General features: G+C 56.1%; 15 protein-coding genes and 2 pseudogenes. 9 read left to right on the top strand and 8 right to left on the bottom strand.

The annotated features are described in order from the left end of the window. Positions 1-412, bottom strand: a pseudogene (locus tag ACI0FJ_RS20060) (glutamate synthase); the annotation flags it as partial. 630 nt (positions 413-1,042) lie between these two features. On the opposite strand from ACI0FJ_RS20060, the gene ACI0FJ_RS20055 reads away from it, so the two are divergent. Further along, positions 1,043-3,160 carry a SpoIIE family protein phosphatase gene (locus ACI0FJ_RS20055; protein WP_424306430.1) on the top strand — a complete coding sequence of 706 codons (2,118 nt, stop codon included), beginning with the start codon at positions 1,043-1,045 and terminating at the stop codon, positions 3,158-3,160. 93 nt (positions 3,161-3,253) lie between these two features. Here ACI0FJ_RS20055 and cobM read toward each other — a convergent pair whose 3' ends face one another. After that, positions 3,254-4,024, bottom strand: coding sequence for a precorrin-4 C(11)-methyltransferase (gene cobM, locus ACI0FJ_RS20050; RefSeq protein WP_424306428.1), 771 nt, complete (start codon positions 4,022-4,024; stop codon positions 3,254-3,256). Between the two features lie 2 nt (positions 4,025-4,026). Beyond that, the gene (locus ACI0FJ_RS20045) at positions 4,027-4,713 is read right to left on the bottom strand and encodes a precorrin-8X methylmutase (RefSeq protein WP_424306606.1); all 687 of its coding nucleotides are present in this window, start codon (positions 4,711-4,713) and stop codon (positions 4,027-4,029) included. Positions 4,714-4,908: 195 nt separating this feature from the next. Here ACI0FJ_RS20045 and ACI0FJ_RS20040 point away from each other — a divergent pair, with 195 nt between their 5' ends. Further along, entirely contained in the window at positions 4,909-5,961 is a 1,053-nt protein-coding gene (locus ACI0FJ_RS20040) for a hemolysin family protein (protein ID WP_424306426.1), read from the top strand. 60 nt (positions 5,962-6,021) lie between these two features. Here ACI0FJ_RS20040 and ACI0FJ_RS20035 read toward each other — a convergent pair whose 3' ends face one another. Continuing rightward, the gene (locus ACI0FJ_RS20035) at positions 6,022-6,858 is read right to left on the bottom strand and encodes a DUF4198 domain-containing protein (RefSeq protein ID WP_424306424.1); all 837 of its coding nucleotides are present in this window, start codon (positions 6,856-6,858) and stop codon (positions 6,022-6,024) included. A gap of 266 nt (positions 6,859-7,124) precedes the next feature. Here ACI0FJ_RS20035 and ACI0FJ_RS20030 point away from each other — a divergent pair, with 266 nt between their 5' ends. The 7 genes and pseudogenes from ACI0FJ_RS20030 (at position 7,125) to ACI0FJ_RS20000 (ending at position 14,556) form a co-directional block, all read left to right on the top strand. Then, complete coding sequence (locus ACI0FJ_RS20030; RefSeq protein WP_424306422.1) at positions 7,125-8,120, top strand: aldo/keto reductase; 996 nt, start codon at positions 7,125-7,127, stop codon at positions 8,118-8,120. 367 nt (positions 8,121-8,487) lie between these two features. Continuing rightward, positions 8,488-8,736: a hypothetical protein gene (locus ACI0FJ_RS20025; protein ID WP_424306421.1), complete on the top strand. Its 249-nt coding sequence runs from the start codon at positions 8,488-8,490 to the stop codon at positions 8,734-8,736. Positions 8,737-8,748: 12 nt separating this feature from the next. Beyond that, positions 8,749-9,207: pseudogene (locus tag ACI0FJ_RS20020) on the top strand (BMP family ABC transporter substrate-binding protein); the annotation flags it as partial. A gap of 54 nt (positions 9,208-9,261) precedes the next feature. Next, a complete protein-coding gene (locus ACI0FJ_RS20015) occupies positions 9,262-10,428 on the top strand; it encodes a diguanylate cyclase (protein WP_424306419.1) in 1,167 nt (388 codons plus the stop codon). Between the two features lie 220 nt (positions 10,429-10,648). Continuing rightward, positions 10,649-10,819 carry a helix-turn-helix domain-containing protein gene (locus ACI0FJ_RS20010; protein WP_424306417.1) on the top strand — a complete coding sequence of 57 codons (171 nt, stop codon included), beginning with the start codon at positions 10,649-10,651 and terminating at the stop codon, positions 10,817-10,819. A 535-nt stretch (positions 10,820-11,354) separates the two neighbouring features. Continuing rightward, entirely contained in the window at positions 11,355-12,320 is a 966-nt protein-coding gene (locus ACI0FJ_RS20005; protein WP_424306415.1) for a DMT family transporter, read from the top strand. Between the two features lie 88 nt (positions 12,321-12,408). Beyond that, positions 12,409-14,556, top strand: coding sequence for a methyl-accepting chemotaxis protein (locus tag ACI0FJ_RS20000; RefSeq protein WP_424306413.1), 2,148 nt, complete (start codon positions 12,409-12,411; stop codon positions 14,554-14,556). 294 nt (positions 14,557-14,850) lie between these two features. On the opposite strand, the gene larB is transcribed toward ACI0FJ_RS20000, so the two are convergent. The 4 genes from larB to ACI0FJ_RS19980 all read right to left on the bottom strand — a co-directional run bounded on the left by larB (position 14,851) and on the right by ACI0FJ_RS19980 (position 19,171). Then, positions 14,851-15,594 carry a nickel pincer cofactor biosynthesis protein LarB gene (gene larB / locus ACI0FJ_RS19995; protein WP_424306411.1) on the bottom strand — a complete coding sequence of 248 codons (744 nt, stop codon included), beginning with the start codon at positions 15,592-15,594 and terminating at the stop codon, positions 14,851-14,853. A gap of 34 nt (positions 15,595-15,628) precedes the next feature. Continuing rightward, positions 15,629-16,438: an ATP-dependent sacrificial sulfur transferase LarE gene (gene larE, locus ACI0FJ_RS19990; RefSeq protein WP_424306408.1), complete on the bottom strand. Its 810-nt coding sequence runs from the start codon at positions 16,436-16,438 to the stop codon at positions 15,629-15,631. Positions 16,439-16,453: 15 nt separating this feature from the next. Further along, complete coding sequence (gene larC, locus ACI0FJ_RS19985) at positions 16,454-17,893, bottom strand: nickel pincer cofactor biosynthesis protein LarC (protein WP_424306406.1); 1,440 nt, start codon at positions 17,891-17,893, stop codon at positions 16,454-16,456. 126 nt (positions 17,894-18,019) lie between these two features. Continuing rightward, on the bottom strand, positions 18,020-19,171 hold the full coding sequence (locus ACI0FJ_RS19980; protein WP_424306404.1) for an aldo/keto reductase: 1,152 nt from the start codon (positions 19,169-19,171) through the stop codon (positions 18,020-18,022). Between the last annotated feature and the right edge of the window lie 14 nt (positions 19,172-19,185).

The following is a 19,185-nucleotide window of genomic DNA, read 5'->3' as shown; positions in this document are numbered from 1 at the left end:
CGTTTTCCTGCTGTCCCAACGCGCGCAGGGCGAGGCGGGTTTCGAGCAGGAGTTCCTCTTTTTCGGCCTTGGGCTTGTCCGCCCATTGAAACGGCCATTCATAGGCTTTGATGAGATAATTGTCGCGCCAGGGAGTTCCGGCAGGTGGTGCCCCTTTGCGCTTAACCGAAATTTTGTACTTGGTGAGAAAGCCCTTATCCATCATATAGGCATCAAGCTTCCGCAAACCGGCTTCGGTAAAAATGCCGGAGAGCACAGGGCAATCGCCCAGGCCTTCAAAAGGTCCGGCCAGACCGCTCAAAAACAGGCCCACGCCCGAACCGTCATGACCTTCCTTCATAACGTCCAGGGCTTCGATGGCCCGCATGGGTGAGAGCGGCTCGCTGCCGGCAAGGGCAAACAAACGGCACATTGGATGTCTCCTTCCCTAAAAGTATCGGAAAGAACTCGTGGATTCTCTCCCGGACGGGGTATTCTTCGTGGATGGCCAGCCAGGCCCTACGAATCTTGTACTTTCATCACCATTAGGTATGGACTTCCGGACTCCGTTCAAGCTACGAAAAACGGAATCCTGAAGGACTCGACCACCTGACGAACCCAGCACCTACATTTTTGTAGGTCAACGGATTGCAGAAGAAAATGCAGGCTTTTCGGGGCACTCCGTCCATCATAAACCGGAGATAGACACTTCCCCATTTAAACTTTTTTGTCAACAACTACGTTTTATTTTTTTAGCCCCCTATTTGATTTTTCATTTTTGTTAATTACGATTTCGTGTTTTTACAATAAACGCACCCATCTTCCAATCGATTGACATATCAACAATTCCCTATTGCAGATGATCATTTCTGAAAATGTAGAAAAAAGTCATTGAGCAAAAATTTTATCCACATTAATCCACTGCGCTTATTTTTTTTCAAATATCAAAAAAATACACACATAAAACTTCGATATTATGAGGAGGCCTTGTGAACCCCAAGCTTGCCCATGCTTTCATATCCCTTTATTGTGTTAAGGATATCCCCTCATACAGGTGAAAAAAATGAGCATTCGCGTCAAACTTCTCCTTATATTGCTAACAATATCCATTGGCCCCATGCTTTTCCTGCGTCTCAACGCAAGGGAAACTCTGAGCCGTACGGGAAACGAGCTGGCGGAACAGGCACGTCAAAACCAGATACACTCAGCCGAGCTGGATTTGCAACGCATGGTTGAGGACAATGCCCAAATTCTGGAGCGGGACGCCCGACTCATGGAACTTTCGCTGCTGTATCTGGTATCGCGCACCGAGGGCGTTCTGGCGGGCTCCACGGACCGGGACGACCCGCCCGCGCTTTTGGCGCATGTTGCCCCGGATAATGCAACGGCATATTGCGTCCGCAGACACGGCGAATGCCAGCCCCTGGACGTGGATATGAACGCCACCCGCATCCTGGTTCCCATTGCGGGTATGAACACCGCTGACACCCGAAACCTGCTCCGCAACATGGCCCCGGCCATGCACCGCATCAAACGGATTCTCCCCCACCTGGTCCTGTGGGTTAAGCTGCGGCTGAATTCCGGCGGGTTGGCCGTATATCCGAACTACAATACCGATGTCGTACCCATGCGCCACGGCATGCGCGACAAAGGCATGCGCATGCAGGCCGAGGTTCCGCAGACCTCGCCGCGCGGCGTGTCCTGGTCCGCTCCCCATATCGACCAGGTAACCGGCAAGGTGGTCTTTTCCCTGGGGGCTCCTTTCCGCGCTCCCAACGGCAAACTGGCGGGCACGGTCTTCATCGACATGCCGGTCAACGCCATCCTCCACCAAAGCGAGAGCCTGCGTAAACGCGCGCCCGGCGTGGAGTCGCTTTTCATAAGGCTGGACCATCCCACCTCCCAGGTCGAGGTTATTGCCAAAGAAGATATGCAGGCCCCGGACCACATGCGTTGGATCGCCACGGAAGCCCTCGAATCCGTAGCCTCGGACGATGCAACGGCATTCGACGCTTTCAAGATAGACCTTGCCCGCCGCAAGTCCGGCGTCCGGGCCATGCCCTACAAGGGCCGCCCATGTCTGTGGGCCTACAGCCCCGTGGGGATGGCCTCTTCCCTGCTGTTCATCCTGCCCATGCAGGATATCGTGGTTCAGGCGGACAAGGTGCAGGACTACGTCATCGGCATGGTGGACAACCAACTGAAAACCACGGGCATTATTCTGAGCGTGACCATCTTCACCGTCATTCTCCTGGGAATCTTCGTATCCGGACGCTTCACACACAGCATACGGGTGGTGGCGAACGCGGCCCGGCGTCTTGCCGCGGGTGACTTCGGCGTGCGCTGCCATATCCATCGCCGCGATGAAATAGGCGACATGGGCAAGGCCTTTGACGACATGGTCCCGGCCCTGCAGGACCGCATCCGCATGAAGGAAGACCTGAACATAGCCCAGGAAGTGCAGCAGAACCTGTTGCCGTCGGGTTTCCCGCCAATCGAAGGGCTCGACGCCGCAGCCAGGGTCATCTACTGCGACGAAACCGGAGGCGACTTTTACGACAGCATCGACCTGTGCGAAGAAAACGGATGTCCCATACATCCGGGGCTGGGGGTGGCTGTCGGCGACGTATCCGGCCACGGCGTTCCGTCCGCCCTGCTCATGGGGTCGGCCAGGGCCTTTCTCCGCGCCCGGCGCATGCTGCCCGGGTCGGCAGCCGAAGTGGTGTCCACGGTCAACAATCTTATTGCCGTGGACACCTACGAAACCGGCCAGTTCGTAACCATGTTCTATGCCGAAGTGCTGCCTGCGACGCGCAGCATCCGCTACGTACGCGCCGGCCATGACCCCGGCCTGCTGATCATTCCGGGAAAAGACGAACCTGTGGAACTTTCCGAAGGCGGGCCGTCGCTCGGCCTGATGGAAGACAGCCCGTTTGTGGAGGGCTCAATTGAAGAGCTGCCTGCCGGAACAATCCTGGCCATCGGCACGGACGGCATATGGGAAGCCCGGTCAGACAAAGGAAAGATGTACGGCAGGGAACGCTTTATAGAACTGGTGCGCGCCCATGCCGACAAGTCGGCCCAGGAAGTTCTGGAAGCCGTTTACGAGGACCACTTTCGCTTCCGCAACGGGGCGGCCCAGGAAGACGACATCACCCTGGTGGTGCTCAAGCTGGGGTAGACCGTAACACGCCACAACTAAAAAAACGCCCTGCACCGGAATGGTGGCAGGGCGTTTTGTATATATAATGATAAAAATACGGAGCGGGCAGCCTTACTCTTTTTGCCCGTCGGCTTCCCGGTACCCGTGGGCAAAGTCGGCATCGTACAATTTGGAAGCTTTATTGCCCGCGTTTTCGCCCGGTAGCACCAGAAAAACCGCCTGCCGGGTTACGCCCATGGCTTCGGCGGTTGCGGGAATGTCCTCCAGCCGGGTTTGGCGCGTCTCGCCGCCGGGCCAGCCGACACGGTGGCCGATGACCACGGGGGTGTCCGGGGAAAGACCGCCTTGCAGCAGGGCATTGCGCACCTTGGCTGCATCGTGGGCCGAAAGATACACGGCCATTGCGCCGCCATGCTCGGCCATGCGCTCCACTTCCTGGGCCTCGGGCACGGGCGTTCTTCCGCCCGCCCTGCATATGGACAAGCTCTGCACGACTCCGGGAACCGTAAACGACACTTTTGCCTGCGCCGCCGCGGCGAATGCGGCGGTCACGCCGGGCACCACCTCGTACTCCACTCCGTCCCGGTCCAGCAGGGCCATTTGCTCACGGATAGCTCCGAACAGGGAAGGATCGCCCGTATGTACCCGCACTGCCAATCCACCGTCTTGTGCGGTTTGCAAAAGCAGGGCGTGGGTTTCTTCCAAGGTCAGTGGAGCCGAATCCACCACTTTGGCGTCCTTGCGGGCACAGGCGACCAGTTCGGCGGGCACCAGCGAGCCTGCGTACACAACCAGATCGGCCTGTTCAATAAGCCTGCGTCCCTTGACCGTTATCAGATCGGGGTCGCCGGGGCCTGCGCCTATGAAGTACACCTGTGTCATGGCTACTCCCCGCCTCCGGTTTCCGTATCGGAATCCCCGAGAATGGCCTGTTCGGACACGCCGTCCAGCACGGCCTGGGCCAGAGCATTGACCACACAGGCGGCAAGCGGCGAACCGCCCTTCCGCCCCTGCACCGCAATGTAGGGAGCCAAAGATTTTTCCATGAACAGGTCCTTGGATTCCGCCGCATTGACGAACCCCACGGGCATGGCAACCACGAGCGCGGGCTGCACATTCCCTGCTTCGATATGTTCGACAAGACGCAGCAGCGCGGTGGGCGCGTTGCCGATGACGTAGATTTCCACGGAAGGATCAGCCACGGCTTTGTCCACCGAGGCCACGGCCTTTGTGGTATGCTGCCTGCGCGCTTCTTCGGCCACGTCCGCATCGGCCATGAAGCTGACGGCCCTGCAGCCCAGAGGATCGAGACGGCGCTGGGGTATGCCCATGCAGGCCATGCGTGTATCCGTGAATATGGTGCATCCGGATGCCAGGGCGGCCATGCCCTGCACCACGGCATCCGGGTGAAAGCGGACCAGATCGAGCAATTCAAAGTCCGCCGTGGTGTGGATCATGCGGCGCACCACCTGCCAGGCCACGCCATTAAAAGCGCGGGGAGACGGGACTTCGCCATCGATGATGGCCATGGACCGGCGTTCGATTTCGTAAGGATCGGAAAGGTAATTCATGGAGAGCACGATAGGGCAAGACCCCGACTTTGGAAAGACGGTTTTCCGCCCCTGGGCACCGTCAGGATGCGGAGTGAGTTCCCTTGGCAACTCATCGGTTGCGCCCTTGTGCCGAGATGCTATTCTTGACGCAACGACACTGAAGTCAAAGTCACTTGGATTTGTTCCATCATACATCTGCTTGAGGAGCCACGAATGCTTCAACTTATTTTTGCCGTAAGCCTTGCCGTGGGGGTCAGTTTTCTCTGCTCCATTGCCGAGGCCGTTCTCTACTCCATCCCCTGGAGCAGAATAGAAGCCCTGCGCGAGGCCGGGCACAAATCCGGGGATCTGCTTTTCGCCCTGCGCGAAGATGTGGACAAACCCATTACCGCCATTCTGACCCTGAACACCGTGGCCCACACCATGGGTGCTTCGCTGGCGGGCGCGGCCTGGGCCCATGTGTTTGGAGAAAAGACCCTGGGCTGGTTCGCCCTGGTCTTTACCCTCGTCATACTGGTCTTTTCCGAAATCCTGCCCAAAACCATCGGCATTGTGCACAACTCGCGCCTTGCCCCCTTGCTGGCACGTCCGCTCTCCTGGCTTATCTGGGCACTCGGCCCGGTCATCTGGGCCTGCGGTTTTCTGTCCCGTTCCGTAGGCGGCGGAAAGGCCGGACCGCAAGCCACGGAGCAGGACATCAGCACCCTGGCCTCGCTTGTATACAAAGCCGGGAAAATCACCCCGCAGGAAGAAAAGACCATCCAGAATATCCTGACCCTGGATACCCGGCAGGTGCATCAGGTGATGACGCCACGCACCGTCATCTTTTCCCTGCCGGTACACATGAGCCTTGACGAAGCCATGCAGTCCACCCGGCAATGGCCGCACAGCCTCTTCCCGGTATACGACAAGGACAAGGAAGACGTGGTGGGCATCGTCACCCGGCGCGAGGTATTCGAGGCCCTGGCCCACGGACAGGGGGAGGCCCCCCTGGAAAGCCTCATGCACCCGGTACGCTTTGTACTGGAAAACGCCCCTCTGGATGCGGTTCTGCGCCAGCTTCTGGAAAGCCGCTTCCATTTGTTTGTTGTGCTGGATGAATACGGAGGGCTCGCCGGGGTCATCACTCTGGAGGATATTCTGGAAGAAATTCTGGGGCGGGAAATCGTGGATGACACGGACCCGGCCGTGGACATGCGGGCCCTGGCTCTGGAGCGCAGGCAGCAACTACTCCGCAAGAACGCGGCAATTCGCCCTGAAAAATAACTTTGGCTGTGCAGGTATCCCCGGCGTCGGCAGACGCAACGCCGGGGACAACCAATTCCATCAGTGGGAATCTATCTTGGGCCTTTTCCGCTCGTTGGGCACTTCAAAGACCAACGTGGTGGTCTTCTTTTCCTGCAGGAATTCCTTTGTGCCCTGCGGTGCCGGAGTTTTTGTATAGAAGCGGACAAACCAGCGCCCCGTAACATCCACGGGCAGGCGAATCACGCCGTCGGCCACTTCCCGCCGAGGCACATACATATCTTCGGCGCAGGTGGAAAAACCATTGTAGGTCGCGTCCCAGAATCCCTTTCCCGTGTAGGGCTTTCCATCCATATACACCTGGAGTTCCAGGGATTCCCCTTTTTTCAGCTTGGAAACATCCTTTACCGGAACCAATTCCAGAGGCAGCCCGATAAAGGCTGGGAACTCGGCTGACGGCTCTTCGCATACCACATAGGTTTTGGTCCACTGGCTGCTGCGAAGGCTGGAAAAGATTTCCTGCGCCTTGTCTCCCAAGGCGCTCATGGGGCCTATCAAATGCCGCTTGCGCCCTTTGAGATCCTTCCACATGGTGAAATAGCCGGGTGTTGTTTCGGCTGTCAGCACATAGGTGCCGGGCTGGTCGTAGGTAATGACATACGAATGCAGAGATTTTTCATCACGCAAGGCAACATCGGAAGTCGTCCCATTGGGCGCATGCACCTGCACGACGTGAAGCTTTTTGCGGCGAATGGCGTCATCCACCGGGATGTGGTGGCCATAGCAGAAAAACATGGGTGAGCTCTTGCCCTTGTGGACATGGTAGCGGGACGCCTGGATGTATAGGGAATGCGCGGACGAAACAGCAGGCACGCACAGGGCCAGGGCAAGAAGAAATGCTATAAGCGGTCGTTTCACAGAAGGCCTCCTTTGGCTCGTTGAACCTCAGGAAGATAATGAATATGGATTTCATTCGCAACAACTATCACCCCGCCTACAAGACGAATATCGTCTTAATCACATTGCAAATCCATATTATACATATGAAAAATTTCTCCTTATCTTCTCACTCATGCTGCTGGGGAGACCCTCCGGAGCATTACCGGGCAGGTGGCAAACATTTAAGCCATGCCTGCCAAAAAACTTGCGACGCCCAGCAAGTGACGAAAAAAAAGGAGTTTTCAATGCAATACACCACACTTGGCGCAACAGATCTTGCCATTTCCCGCCTCGGCCTCGGCTGCATGGGCATGTCCGAATTCTATGGAGAATCCGACGACGCACAGTCGCGCCGCGTACTGGACCGAGCCTTTGAACTCGGCGTGACCTTTTACGACACGGCGGACATGTACGGTCACGGCCACAACGAAAAACTGCTGGCCGAATTCATTGCGGACAAGCGGAACAACATCGCCATTGCCACGAAGTTCGGCATCAAACGGGCTGCTCCCGGCGAATATGCCCGTACCATAGACAACTCCACGCAATACATGCGTTCCTGCTGCGAGGCATCACTGCAGCGGCTCGGCGTGGATGTCATAGACCTCTATTACGTGCACAGGCTGGCATCGGACCGCCCCATCGAGGATATCACAGCCGACCTCGCCCGCCTTGTGGAAGAAGGCAAGATCCGCCAGATCGGCTTCAGCGAGATCACGGCAGATCAGTTGAAAAGGGCTGCCGCAATACATCCTGTTGCCGCGGTGCAAAGCGAGTACTCCCTGGCGACACGCCTGCCCGAACAAAATGGGATTCTGGACGCATGTGCCCAAACAGGAGCCGCCTTTGTCGCTTACAGCCCTCTGGGACGCGGCCTCCTGAGCGGAAAGGCCAAAAGCTCAACCACCATGGAACAAAGCGACTTCCGTTCCATGCTCCCCCGCTTCAAAGGGGACGCCATGCGCCACAACCTGGAGCTGACCGAAGTCATCACCGCCATCGCGGAGGGAAAAAACGTACCGGCATCCGCCATTACTCTGGGCTGGGTGTTGCAGCGCAACGCCAACGTCATTCCCATCCCCGGCACACGGCACATCAAATACCTGGAGCAGAATGTGTCCGCTCTGGAAGTAAAACTTACGGACAAGGAAATGGAGCTTCTGGAAACCACCTTTCATTACAATGCAGTGGAAGGAGAGCGCTATCCCGAAGAAGGGATGAAAGGCATTACCGACAAATAACCCGTGCAACTTGCGCCTGCGAAAAAACAGCCACCAGAATCCCCGGTACTTCATTGTGTCGGGGATTCTTCTTTTTGTGTCTTGGTTCCGAACAAATATTCCGAAGCAACGCCCGTGTTCTCCTGCAACAGCCATACTCTTATGTCACTTTTCTCATCATCCAATTCCCGCAGCCAGACGCGCACGACCAGTCTATACCACTCCAAAAGCACCCTTGTTTTTCATTCCCCGCATTGATTTTCTTCCAATTCAAGGTATAATCAATTTGTTATCTGATAATAAAAAATTCTGTTCTTCGAGAAGGCCCATGCGCTCTCCCCGTGTCTTTTGCCTCCTTGTTTTTTCCCTGCTGCCCGTTCCGCAAAGCATGGCAGAGGAATTCAATCCTTTGGCAATGCATGAGGGAAACATAGAAGATAATCCGTTCAGTACAACCATACACCAAGGTGTTGAGCGAGTTATCAAAGAAACCGAACTCTGCTGCAAAGAAATAATTGTAGACACGAACCAGAAGCAATACGCAAGCAATGTAGAGGCTGTGGCAAATCAAGGCTATTCGCCGCTCGTTCTTTTGCATGGAAGCCACATTCCGGAACAGGAAAAACGTATACAATGATACCCCAAGACACGCTGCGTCGTATTCGACACCATAAATGACCAGGCCAGTCTGTATTCATTTATCCAGGCGGCGCAAGAAGGTTCCTTTCTGGCCGGAGCCCTGGCTGCAATGGCCAGCAAAAGCGGGAAAAGAGGTTTTGTTTCCATAGCCTACGAGCACGGAATACTGGGTTTTTTCTGTGGTTATGCCCAGGGAGCAAGGTACGAAAATCCCCAGATGGGCATGCTGACGGCTTTACCGGGCAGTACCCGGACGCGTGGTTCGACAGCAATGCCGCCGCCCTTCCCACAAGCCCATCGACCAGGGGCGGACGTTCTCTCTCAGGCTGCGGGCGAGCGGCCATGCCGTGCTGAAAGCCGCGGCGGAAAGAGGCTGCCGGGGAATGGGGTGGACAGCAACCAGAACGGCCTGTTCCCCGGCCATGAAACAGCGCATCGAACAACTACGACACAACATCATTTGAGGTAAAATCCACGTGCACGACGACACACAGAGCATGACTTGCCCGGCCAGCAGCAAACAATGAACAAACTGCATAGTCTCGCTTTCCGCCTCTTTGCGGCACTTACTCTGGGCATCATGGTCCCTTTGATCTGCGGCGTTCTCTTCGGCCTGCACCTGGAAAGGAAGCAGCTGGAAAGCGAGCTTACCGAATATCACCGGGAAACCCTCAACTCGCTGGCATATTCCACGCAGGATGCCCTGTACGCCTTTTCCCCGAGGACAGCGCTCAATGCGGCCCAGATGATCATTCGCGATGAACGGATACTGCGCATCGAGGTCTACTCCGAGCTGTACGGAATGTTCCTGGTGAACATAGCAAAACCCGCGGAGTTCAATCCAAGCCATCCTGTGCCGCTGCGCAAGGATGTTGTTTTGGAAAAGGAATATCTCGGCTACGTCGAACTGACAGTGGACAAAGGATACATCCAGCCGCAGATAGCCAAAGAGCAGAAAAAAATCGCCCTGCTGTTCCTGACAATTCTCCTGCTGGGGCTTGGTATTGTGCTGCCCGTGGCCTACGTCGTTATTTTGCGGCCCATCCGTCGGCTGACCGCCCAGGCGAAACTCCTCACCACGGGCGACCTGAGCAGCCCCCTGCGCTGGAAAGGCAAGGACGAACTGTCCATCCTGGGGCAGACATTCGAGACCATGCGCCAGTCATTGAACCAAAGTTTCACCCGCATCAAAGAAATGGCCGTTACCGACGAGCTTACAGGCATTCCCAACCGGCGGGCCTTCATGAACGAGGCGCGCAATATCTGCAATTTGAGCCAACGCTACGGCTGGCCTTTTTCCCTGGCTATTGCGGACCTGGATCATTTCAAAAAAATCAACGACACCTACGGGCATGGCAGGGGTGATGATGTACTCCGGGATTTTGCAGCTCTGGTGCAGAAAAATATCCGCAGGTCCGACCTGTTCGCCCGCATTGGCGGCGAAGAGTTCATCCTGCTCATGCCCGAAACAAACTATCGAGACGCACGCGAAGTTGCAGACAAGCTCCGGCGCGCAGTGGAAAAACACCCTTTTGCCCACGGCGAAAGAGTCACCATCAGCCTGGGCGTAGTGGAAAGCGGAAAGGGAAGCTCTTTGGACTCCCTGTTCCGGGACGCCGATACCGCCCTGTACCGGGCCAAAAAGAAAGGACGCAACAGGGTGGAAGTGTTTTCCGACTCCCAACCATAATTTGGGGGGCTTTCAGCCCCAATAAAGCAGTTTCTTTCAACTTTTCAGCCAATACACGCCACCCAAGGACATTCTTGTCTGAGACACGACAGGATTGTCGTATCAGGAAAAACCATTATCCCACGCGGGTTTTCATCCCTCCAATCCCCAGTGCGACAACCATGTCGCTTTAAAAAAAAGAAACACCTCTCCTTTTGAAGCTTTATGCTTATTTTTCAATATGTTAAAGATCGGCAACACACGATTCGGCAGCCTCATCGGAAAAAGCAAGGGCATACGCAGTCTGCTGCAGGTGCTTGAAAAAAATAAGTGGAAAAAAGGCTGTTCGGCACGCGAATTGGGGCTGACCATGCGCACGCTGCAACGAAAGCTCAAGCATCACGGAATCTGACCCCCAAATAACGACTTTTCTGCCGCATGGCGACATCCGTGTCGCTTTCCGCAATCCCTTAAACCATCAGGCCTCCCGGGCCTTCTCCCCGATGTGCGACATCCCTGTCGCACATCTTGCTTTTCCGCGCCTGAGCGAAAAACAAACAAATACATAAATAACAGCTAGATACATACGTGGCACGGCCTGTGCTCAAGGGAGAACATACAGGCGACGTATTGGGAGAAAAACAAATTTTTACACTCCGAATGACAGCCTTTGGGAGGGACAAAAGCCCCACTCGCCCTGGACAAGACAGCCCTGGCAAAATCCCTGTTTGCCTACTGGCAACCTCCCTCCCAAAGGCCCGTCGTTTACACCGGTTTTTAGGTATTGCAGTGCGAGTCACAAAGATCTAAGCATCCGCCGGCACAATTGGGTTTCTGTTCACCGGCCACCCCGCGAGATCGACCGCAAACGCACTTACGTACAGCTGCCCGCCATCCCCCCACCTGCGGAATGGATATCGGCAGGCAAACATCATGAGGCCAGCATTATGAAATGGACAACGTTCAAAAAAACACAGCAGGCAGGATACCTTTTCATCGTTCTTGGTGTGCTGAATTGGAGCGGAAACTTTGTCGCCGCCCGGGGAATGGCAGGCCAGATAGAGCCCAGCACGCTCAACCTGATACGCTGGGGGCTGGCAGCCCTGTTGTTCATGCCCTTTGGCTGGCGCACTTTCTGGAGGGAACGTGCCCAGGTCAAACGGTTCTGGAAGGAGCTGTGCATCATCGCCCTGTGCGGTGTTTCCCTGTACGACACGCTCGTTTTCCTGGCCGGACAAACCTGCGAAGCCCTGAACATGTCGCTGTTGTCCACCCTTTCCCCTCTGCTTACCGCACTCCTGTGCCAATGGCTCTACAAAGAGAAACTTCAGGCCAGGATGTACTTCGGAATAGGGATCAGCACGCTGGGAATCGCCCTGCTGGTTACGGACGGTGACCTCACAAGGCTGCTGACCCTGCACTTTGCCAAAGGGGACCTCATCATTCTGGCAACCGCGCTGATGTCGGCCATATATAATATCGTCGTGAAAAAAGCCGCAGATTCCATCAGCCAGGCCACCTTGTTCATGGCCTGCAGTCTTTTCGGCACGCTGTTCATCGTCCCCATCTACCTGTTCCAAACAGGCGGGCAGCTCGTTCTTCCCGTCTTCACCCCGGCGATTGTCTGGACGCTCTTGTATCTTTCCATTTTCGCATCCATTCTCTGCTACCTGTTCTGGAACATGGCAGTGGAAGTTCTCGGTGCGCCCAAGACAGCACTTTTCTACTACACACTCCCTCCTATCAGCGCCATCGTGGCCTGGTTCACCATCCGCGAGCCCGTTACGGGAAACCAGATTTTTAGCGGCCTGATCATCCTCATCGGCATTCTGTTTGCGCTGTATGGAATTCCCACGCATAAGAAAAGGCCCATGCTTCCGCCCAAAAAACAACCTGCCGGGAACTTTTCCTGATGCCGCGTAGCCATTCAATTTGTTGATGCAAATATCCGCGAAGGGAGGTCGATGAGTATCGATCTCCCGCTTTCTCAAGGAGCCTACGGTGATCAAATTTCGATCCATACAAGGAAAGATCGTCCTGCTTTCAGGAATCTGCCTTGCAGCGTCCATCATAGCGGTTATTGCCTATTCCACCATAAGCGTTCGCGAAATCGCCCTGTCCCAGGCCTTGGCCCAGGCGAAAAGCCAGGCAACCATAGAAGCCCTGCGCATACGCGGGGAGATAAATTCCGGGCTGGATGCAGCGCGCAACCTCGCCTATGCCATCGAAGGACTGAAACGCCAGACAACTCTTCCGCCGAGGCGTGATGAAATAATCGGCATGATCGGCCGACTTGCGGAACAAAACGAAAATTTTCTCGGTGTCTGGACAGGATGGGAACCCAACGCCTTTGATGGACAGGACGAGGCGTTCATCAACGGACCGGGCAGCACGTCTACAGGACGCTTTCTTCCCTACTGGAACAAGGTCAACGGGCTGCACCTCCAGGCCATTGTCGCCGATCCAGATGCGGGAAAATGGTATACATATTCACGCGATACGGGCATGGAATCGGTCATGGACCCTATTGCCTACGAGATGCAGGGGCAGCGGGTCGTCATGATCAGCCTGACCGTTCCCATCAAGCCGCAAAACAAGGTACTGGGCGTGGCGAGCATCGATATTGCCGCCGACTTTCTGCAAAATCTCGTCGACTCGGTGCACCTGTTAGGACACCAGGCGGATGTAACCCTCATCACACACAACGGGGCCATTGCGGGCAAGACGAACCATCCCGAATTCACCGGCAAGCCCCTGTCCTCCATCTATTCCAACTCGGCCGAGCTGCTGCAACGCATGGCCCGCGGAAGCGCATTCCACGTCTTTGAAGGCGGCTTTCTGCAGATCTTCGTGCCCGTAACCTTTGGAGAAGACGACGGCAATTGGTGGGGCATCAACATTTCCATCAGCAAGGACCTCATCTATGCCGAATCCCATGCGGCGGCTATCCGTTCCTGCCTTATCGGCGGAATCTGTATGTTGGCGGCTTTGGGGTTTCTCTGGTTCATCGCCGGTGTCATTGCCCGTCCCATCAAAAAGACAGCCAGCATAGTGGACCGCATTGCCGCCGGAGATCTGGAAGTCCGCCTTGCGCCGAACGGCCGGGATGAGATTGCCGTGATGCAGGCTTCCGTCAACACCCTGGCCGTCAAACTGCAGGAAAACATAGAGCAGATCGAAAATCAGATCTGCCTCGCCCGGGAAAAAACCCACCAGGCAGAACAAGCGACATCCGAAGCCGAAGAAGCCAAATGCGATGCGGAAAAAGCGCATGCCAGGGGCATGACCGAGGCTGCCGACAAATTGCAGCGCGTGGTGGCAAGGCTCACAATAGCCATGAAAAACATCTCCGAGCAGGCCGAAGATATGCGCCAGGGCACGGAAACCCAAAAGGAACGTATTACCACCACGGCCACGGCAATGGAGGAAATGAACGCCACGGTTCTGGAAGTGGCCCGCAACGCGGGGACCGCTTCGGAGCAGAGTTTCCAAGGGAGGGATAAGGCTCTGGAAGGAGCCCGCGTGGTGAAAAATTCCATCGAAACGCTGGGGATGGCCCTGAACAGATCCCGGGAACTGCACAGCACCATGGCACAGCTGGATACCCAGGCCAAATCCATTGGAACAATCATGACGGTTATTGATGATATCGCCGACCAGACCAACCTGCTGGCTCTCAACGCGGCCATTGAGGCTGCCCGTGCAGGCGACGCCGGCAGAGGATTTGCGGTTGTGGCGGACGAGGTCCGCAAATTGGCGGAAAAAACCATGCACGCCACCAAGGAGGTCGGCATATCCATCCTGGCCATCCAAAAAGTTGCGGCAGACAATGTCGACACCATGGAACTCGCCATGCAGGACCTGGACAAAGCCGTGGGCATGACCAATCAATCGGGGGAAGTGCTCCGGGGAATAGTGGAAGGGGCCGAAGAGTCCGCCGACCGTATCCGCGAGATAGCCACGGCGGCAGAGCAACAATCCGCAGCCAGCGAAGAAATCAACCAGGCCATTGACGAAATCAACGGCATCGCACTGGAAGGCTCCCACAGTGTGGGAAAGACACTGCAAGCCATCCGGGAACTCAGTGAACAATCGAGCCAGCTTACCATCCTGATACGGACGCTTCAGTCCGAATCCGCCACACAGTAAAAACTGACCGGGGGAATACGGCCAATCTGCCTCCAGAACGCCAAAAGGCCTTATTCTCCCAGGTCGTTTCATCCCTCCTGCAACATACGAAAAGTCCCTCTTGCCAGGGCCTCAGATTGATTACAAAATTCAATCTGGCAGGCTGCTCAAAAAGGTACGAGAGCTACAAGACTCACCGTCGTAAAAAAAACTCAAGACCGACACGTATTTTCAGATACGCGAGGGTTTGAGTTTTTTGAAACAACGACGCTATCGGGCCTTTGTCAGCAGCCTGAACTTTCTGATTACGTTACACTAGAGATTGTTGATCTTGCAGGCGGCGCAGGCCGCGCCGTACCCATTGTCTATGTTCACCACGCTTACGCCGCTGGCGCAGGAGGTGAGCATGCCCAGCAGGGCGGAAAGCCCGGAAAACGCGGCCCCATACCCCACCGAGGTGGGCACCGCTATGATGGGCTGTGGTACGAGGCCCCCTACCACGCTGGCAAGCGCGCCTTCCATGCCTGCCACCACGATGATGACCCTCGCCGTACGAATTTCCGGCAGGTTGTGCAGCAGCCGATGGATTCCGGCCACGCCCACGTCGGTGATGAGCCGCGCATGGCTGCCGAACATCTCGCAGGTGACACGCGCTTCCTCGGCAACAGGCAAGTCTGACGTACCTGCCGTGACAATGGCGATTTCCCCTTCGTGAAAGACCACGGGGGTGCGTATCAGGGTGAGTGTGCGCCCGGCGGCATTGTAGTGCACATCGGGACAAACAGACTGCACATGAGCCGCCATTTCAGGGGAGACCCTGGTGGCCAGGATGTTGTTTTGCTCGTCCAGCTTGGTGAATATATCGGCAACCTGCTCCGGGGTCTTGCCCTCCCCGTAGATGACTTCCGGGAAGCCGTTCCGCAGGGGACGGTGCAGGTCGAATTTCGTATGTCCAAGGTCCGTGTACGGAAGGTGGCGCAGCTGTTCCATGCCCTGTTCCACATCAAGACTTCCGTCCCGGATTTCCAGCAAAAGCTGTTTCAATTCTTTTTCGTCCATGACGATATATCCCGTTACACGTCTCGCAACGCGGTTATTCGGCTTTTTTGTTGAGGCTGCCCATGCGGTATCCGGCCAAATCCAGCGTGACGTGCCGATACCCAAGGGCACCGAGCCGGGCGACGATGTGCTCTCTGTCCGCATTGATCATGTCCGGGAAAAACTCGGCAGGGACTTCAAGCCGGGCCAAATCCCCGTGGCTGCGCAAGCGGACGGCCGCAAAACCGATGGACCGGAGAAAATTCTCACCATCGTCAATGCGCCGAAGTTCCGCCTCTTCAACCCGCGTGTCGTGGGGAATGCGCGTCAGCAGGCAGGCCCCGGACGGTTTGTTCCAGGTGGAAAGGCCGTATCTGCGGGAAAGTTCCCGGATGTCGCGCTTGTCCATACCCGCATCCAGCAGCGGGCTTTCCACACCCAGCTCTTCCAAGGCCCTGCGCCCGGGACGGTAGTCTGCAAGGTCGTCCACATTGGTGCCGTCGAGCACATGCGCTATGCCCTCGGCGCGGGCGATCTCGAACAGCCCCTCAAAAAGCAGCCGCTTGCAGTGGTAACAGCGGTCGGGCGGATTATCCCGCACCACGTCGGGAATTTCCATTTTCAAAAGACGGTGCTCCACTCCCATGGCCTTTGCCATGGCCTGGGCCTCGGCAACCTCCACTCCCGGAGAATACGGCAGGGAAAAAGTGACCACCAGGAGGCCTTCGGGAAGTGCCTGGTGCGCGGCATGCAGCAGCAAGGCGCTGTCCAGCCCCCCGGAAAAGGCCACGAGAACTTTTTTCATGGCCCGAAGGTTTTCGAGCAGAAGCGCATACTTTGCAGCTGGGGAATCAATACCCGGCAAAACCAGACTCCTTGTTCAGCCCTGTTTGGCGATAAGGGCGTACACTTCCGCCAGGGTCAGCCCGTTTTTCCGGGCAAGCTCCCTGCATTCCTCGAACTCCGGTTTGGAGCGGACCACTTTTCCGTTCCAAAGGGCGTTCTTCATGGTAACGCTTCCCAGCGGAGTGTCCAGAGGTTCGAACGTTCTTTGCAGCTCGGTTTTCTCCAAGGCGAAACTCTTGATGCCGAGCGTGGTGGTATGGCGGAAGAGAAGTTCCTTGAAACGCTCCTCGTCCGACTCCGCGCACAGCAGGGAAAGCATGGTTCCGGGCCGGTTCTTTTTCATCATAATGGAGGAAAAATGAACGTCCATGGCACCTTGCTCCAGGAGCAGCTCCATGGCGTCGCCAAGGTGTTCCCCGGTCATGTCGTCGATATTGCATTGCAGCAGCCGGGCGCGGCAGGAGTTTGCGCCACCGGACTTTGCACCGCCTAACCTTGCACCGCCTAACCTTGCACCGCCAGACGAAGATACCGCCGCCAGATGGACGCGCAGGAAGTTGGGCATTTCCGATTCCTTGTGTCCTATGCCGTAGCCGGTTTTCCGGGTCTCCATAACGGGCGCATCCGTAAACTCGTCCACCAGGGCCGCAAGAATGGCCGCACCCGTGGGCGTGGTGCTTTCAAACTGCACCCTGCCGCGCGTGGTGGGAATACCATGCAGAATTTCCACGGTGGCCGGGGCGGGAACAGGCATGACGCCATGGACGCAATGGACGACTCCGCCCCCAAGTTCCACGCTCGAAGCCCATACCGCATCCACGCCCAGCCGATGAAAACAAATGGCAGCCCCCACGATGTCCACGATGGAATCAGTGGCTCCAACCTCGTGGAAATGGACTTCTTCGATGGGCTTGCCGTGCACATGGCCCTCGGCTTCGGCCACGCGGCGAAAAATCCTGAGGCTGGTCTCCTTGACTGCATCGTCCAGGGAACTGCCCATGATGATGGCTTCGATATCGCCAAGGTTGCGATTGTGGGTATGCGTATGGCCGTGACCATGCCCATGGTCGTGTTCATGCCCATGAGCGTGGTATTCGTGGTCATGTCCATGATGATGTTCGTGTGGATGATCGTGGCTATGGGCGTGGTCATGTCCAGCAAAGGCAGCGTGCCCGCACTCTTTTGCCTTACCGTGCGGCTGGTGATGGTGGTGATGACCGCCCTCTTCTTCCGCGTCATGTGCATGCGGATGGTCGTGCGTGTGGTCGTGCTCCTGGTTCAGCAGAACATCCACACGGGTGCCACGGATTCCGGACCGGAACTCCTGGGAAACACAAAGCTCGAATTCATCATCCAGCCCCAGCTTGCTCAGCTCGGTCCTCAGATAGTCCGGTTCCACGCCCAGGTCGATCATGGCGGCCAGGTTCATATCGCCGCTTATTCCGGCAAAGCATTCGTAATAGAGAATATTCATAATTTCCCGTCAGTATCTCAAATTGAAAAAGAGCGGACAAAAGGCGCGGCACACGTTGCAAACGGTCCGCCCCTTTTCGCATTCACGATTTCCCCGGGCTTACGTTTTCCCCAGGCTTGCGGTTGCTTACTTGCCTTCCATTTCGGCAACAACCTGCTTGAGCACTTCGGGAATTGCTATCTGCTGCGGACATTTTTCCAAACATTCGCCACATTCCACACACTGGGACGCAAAGCCGGGTTCACGATTCAAAATCCCACCCTGGACAAAATTGGTATACATTCGTTTGGATTCTTCGGGATTTCCAAACATATGCAGCTTGTTGAAAAAGTTGAAACACGAGGGAATCTGAACCCCCATGGGACAGGGCATACAGTAGCCACAGCCAGTGCACCCTACCGCCATGAGTTCTCTGTACTTTTTTCCGGCCCGATCCACCAGGGCCACTTCTTCCGCACTCAGAGACTCCGGGCGGGCTTCGTCGGCAATTTCCATATTCTCCTGCACGTGGGCTTCCTCATTCATCCCGGAAAGCACCACCGTGACCTCGGGATGGTTCCAAACCCAGCGCAGTCCCCATTCGGCCGGTGCACGGCGTATGGGCGCCTCGTCCCATATTTCCGCCACGGCCGGAGGTGGAGTGGGAAGCCCAAGGTTGCCTCCGCGCAAAGGTTCCATGATCACCACGCCCAAATTTTGGGAGGCAGCATACTTCAGCCCCTTGGTGCCCGCCTGAAACTCCTGGTCCAGAAAGTTGTACTGAATCTGACAGAAAACCCAGGGATACGCATCGATAATGGTCTTGAAGTCGTCGGAAAGCCCATGAAAGGAAAAACCGGGATTGACAATACGCCCATCTTTTTGCGCCGCATCAAGAAAATCACATACACCGAGAGCCTCCATGGTTTCCCAGGATGTACCGGTCAAGGCATGGAGGAGATAGTAGTCGATATGATCGGTGCCCAGCCTTTCCAGCTGGGTATTGAGCAACGTATCCATATCGTTACGGCTTTTCACCATCCAGGTGGGCAGCTTGGTGGCTACTTTGACCCGTTCGCGATACCCGTCCGCAAGGGCCTTGCCGAGCAGCGGTTCGCTTTCCCCACTATGGTACCCCCAGGCGGTATCGAGATAGTTGACACCCTCGTCAATGGCCTTGCGAATCTGCGCAATGGCACGTTGCTCGTCTATATGGCCGTCAACCATGGGAAGGCGCATACAGCCGAACCCAAGGATGGACAATTGGTCGCCGTTTTTCGGCATTGCTCTGTACAGCATTGTTCTTCCCTGTT

The organism is Desulfovibrio sp. 7SRBS1 (assembly GCF_049723905.1).
Taxonomy (GTDB): domain Bacteria; phylum Desulfobacterota; class Desulfovibrionia; order Desulfovibrionales; family Desulfovibrionaceae.
This window is presented reverse-complemented; position numbering and strand designations above follow the sequence as displayed.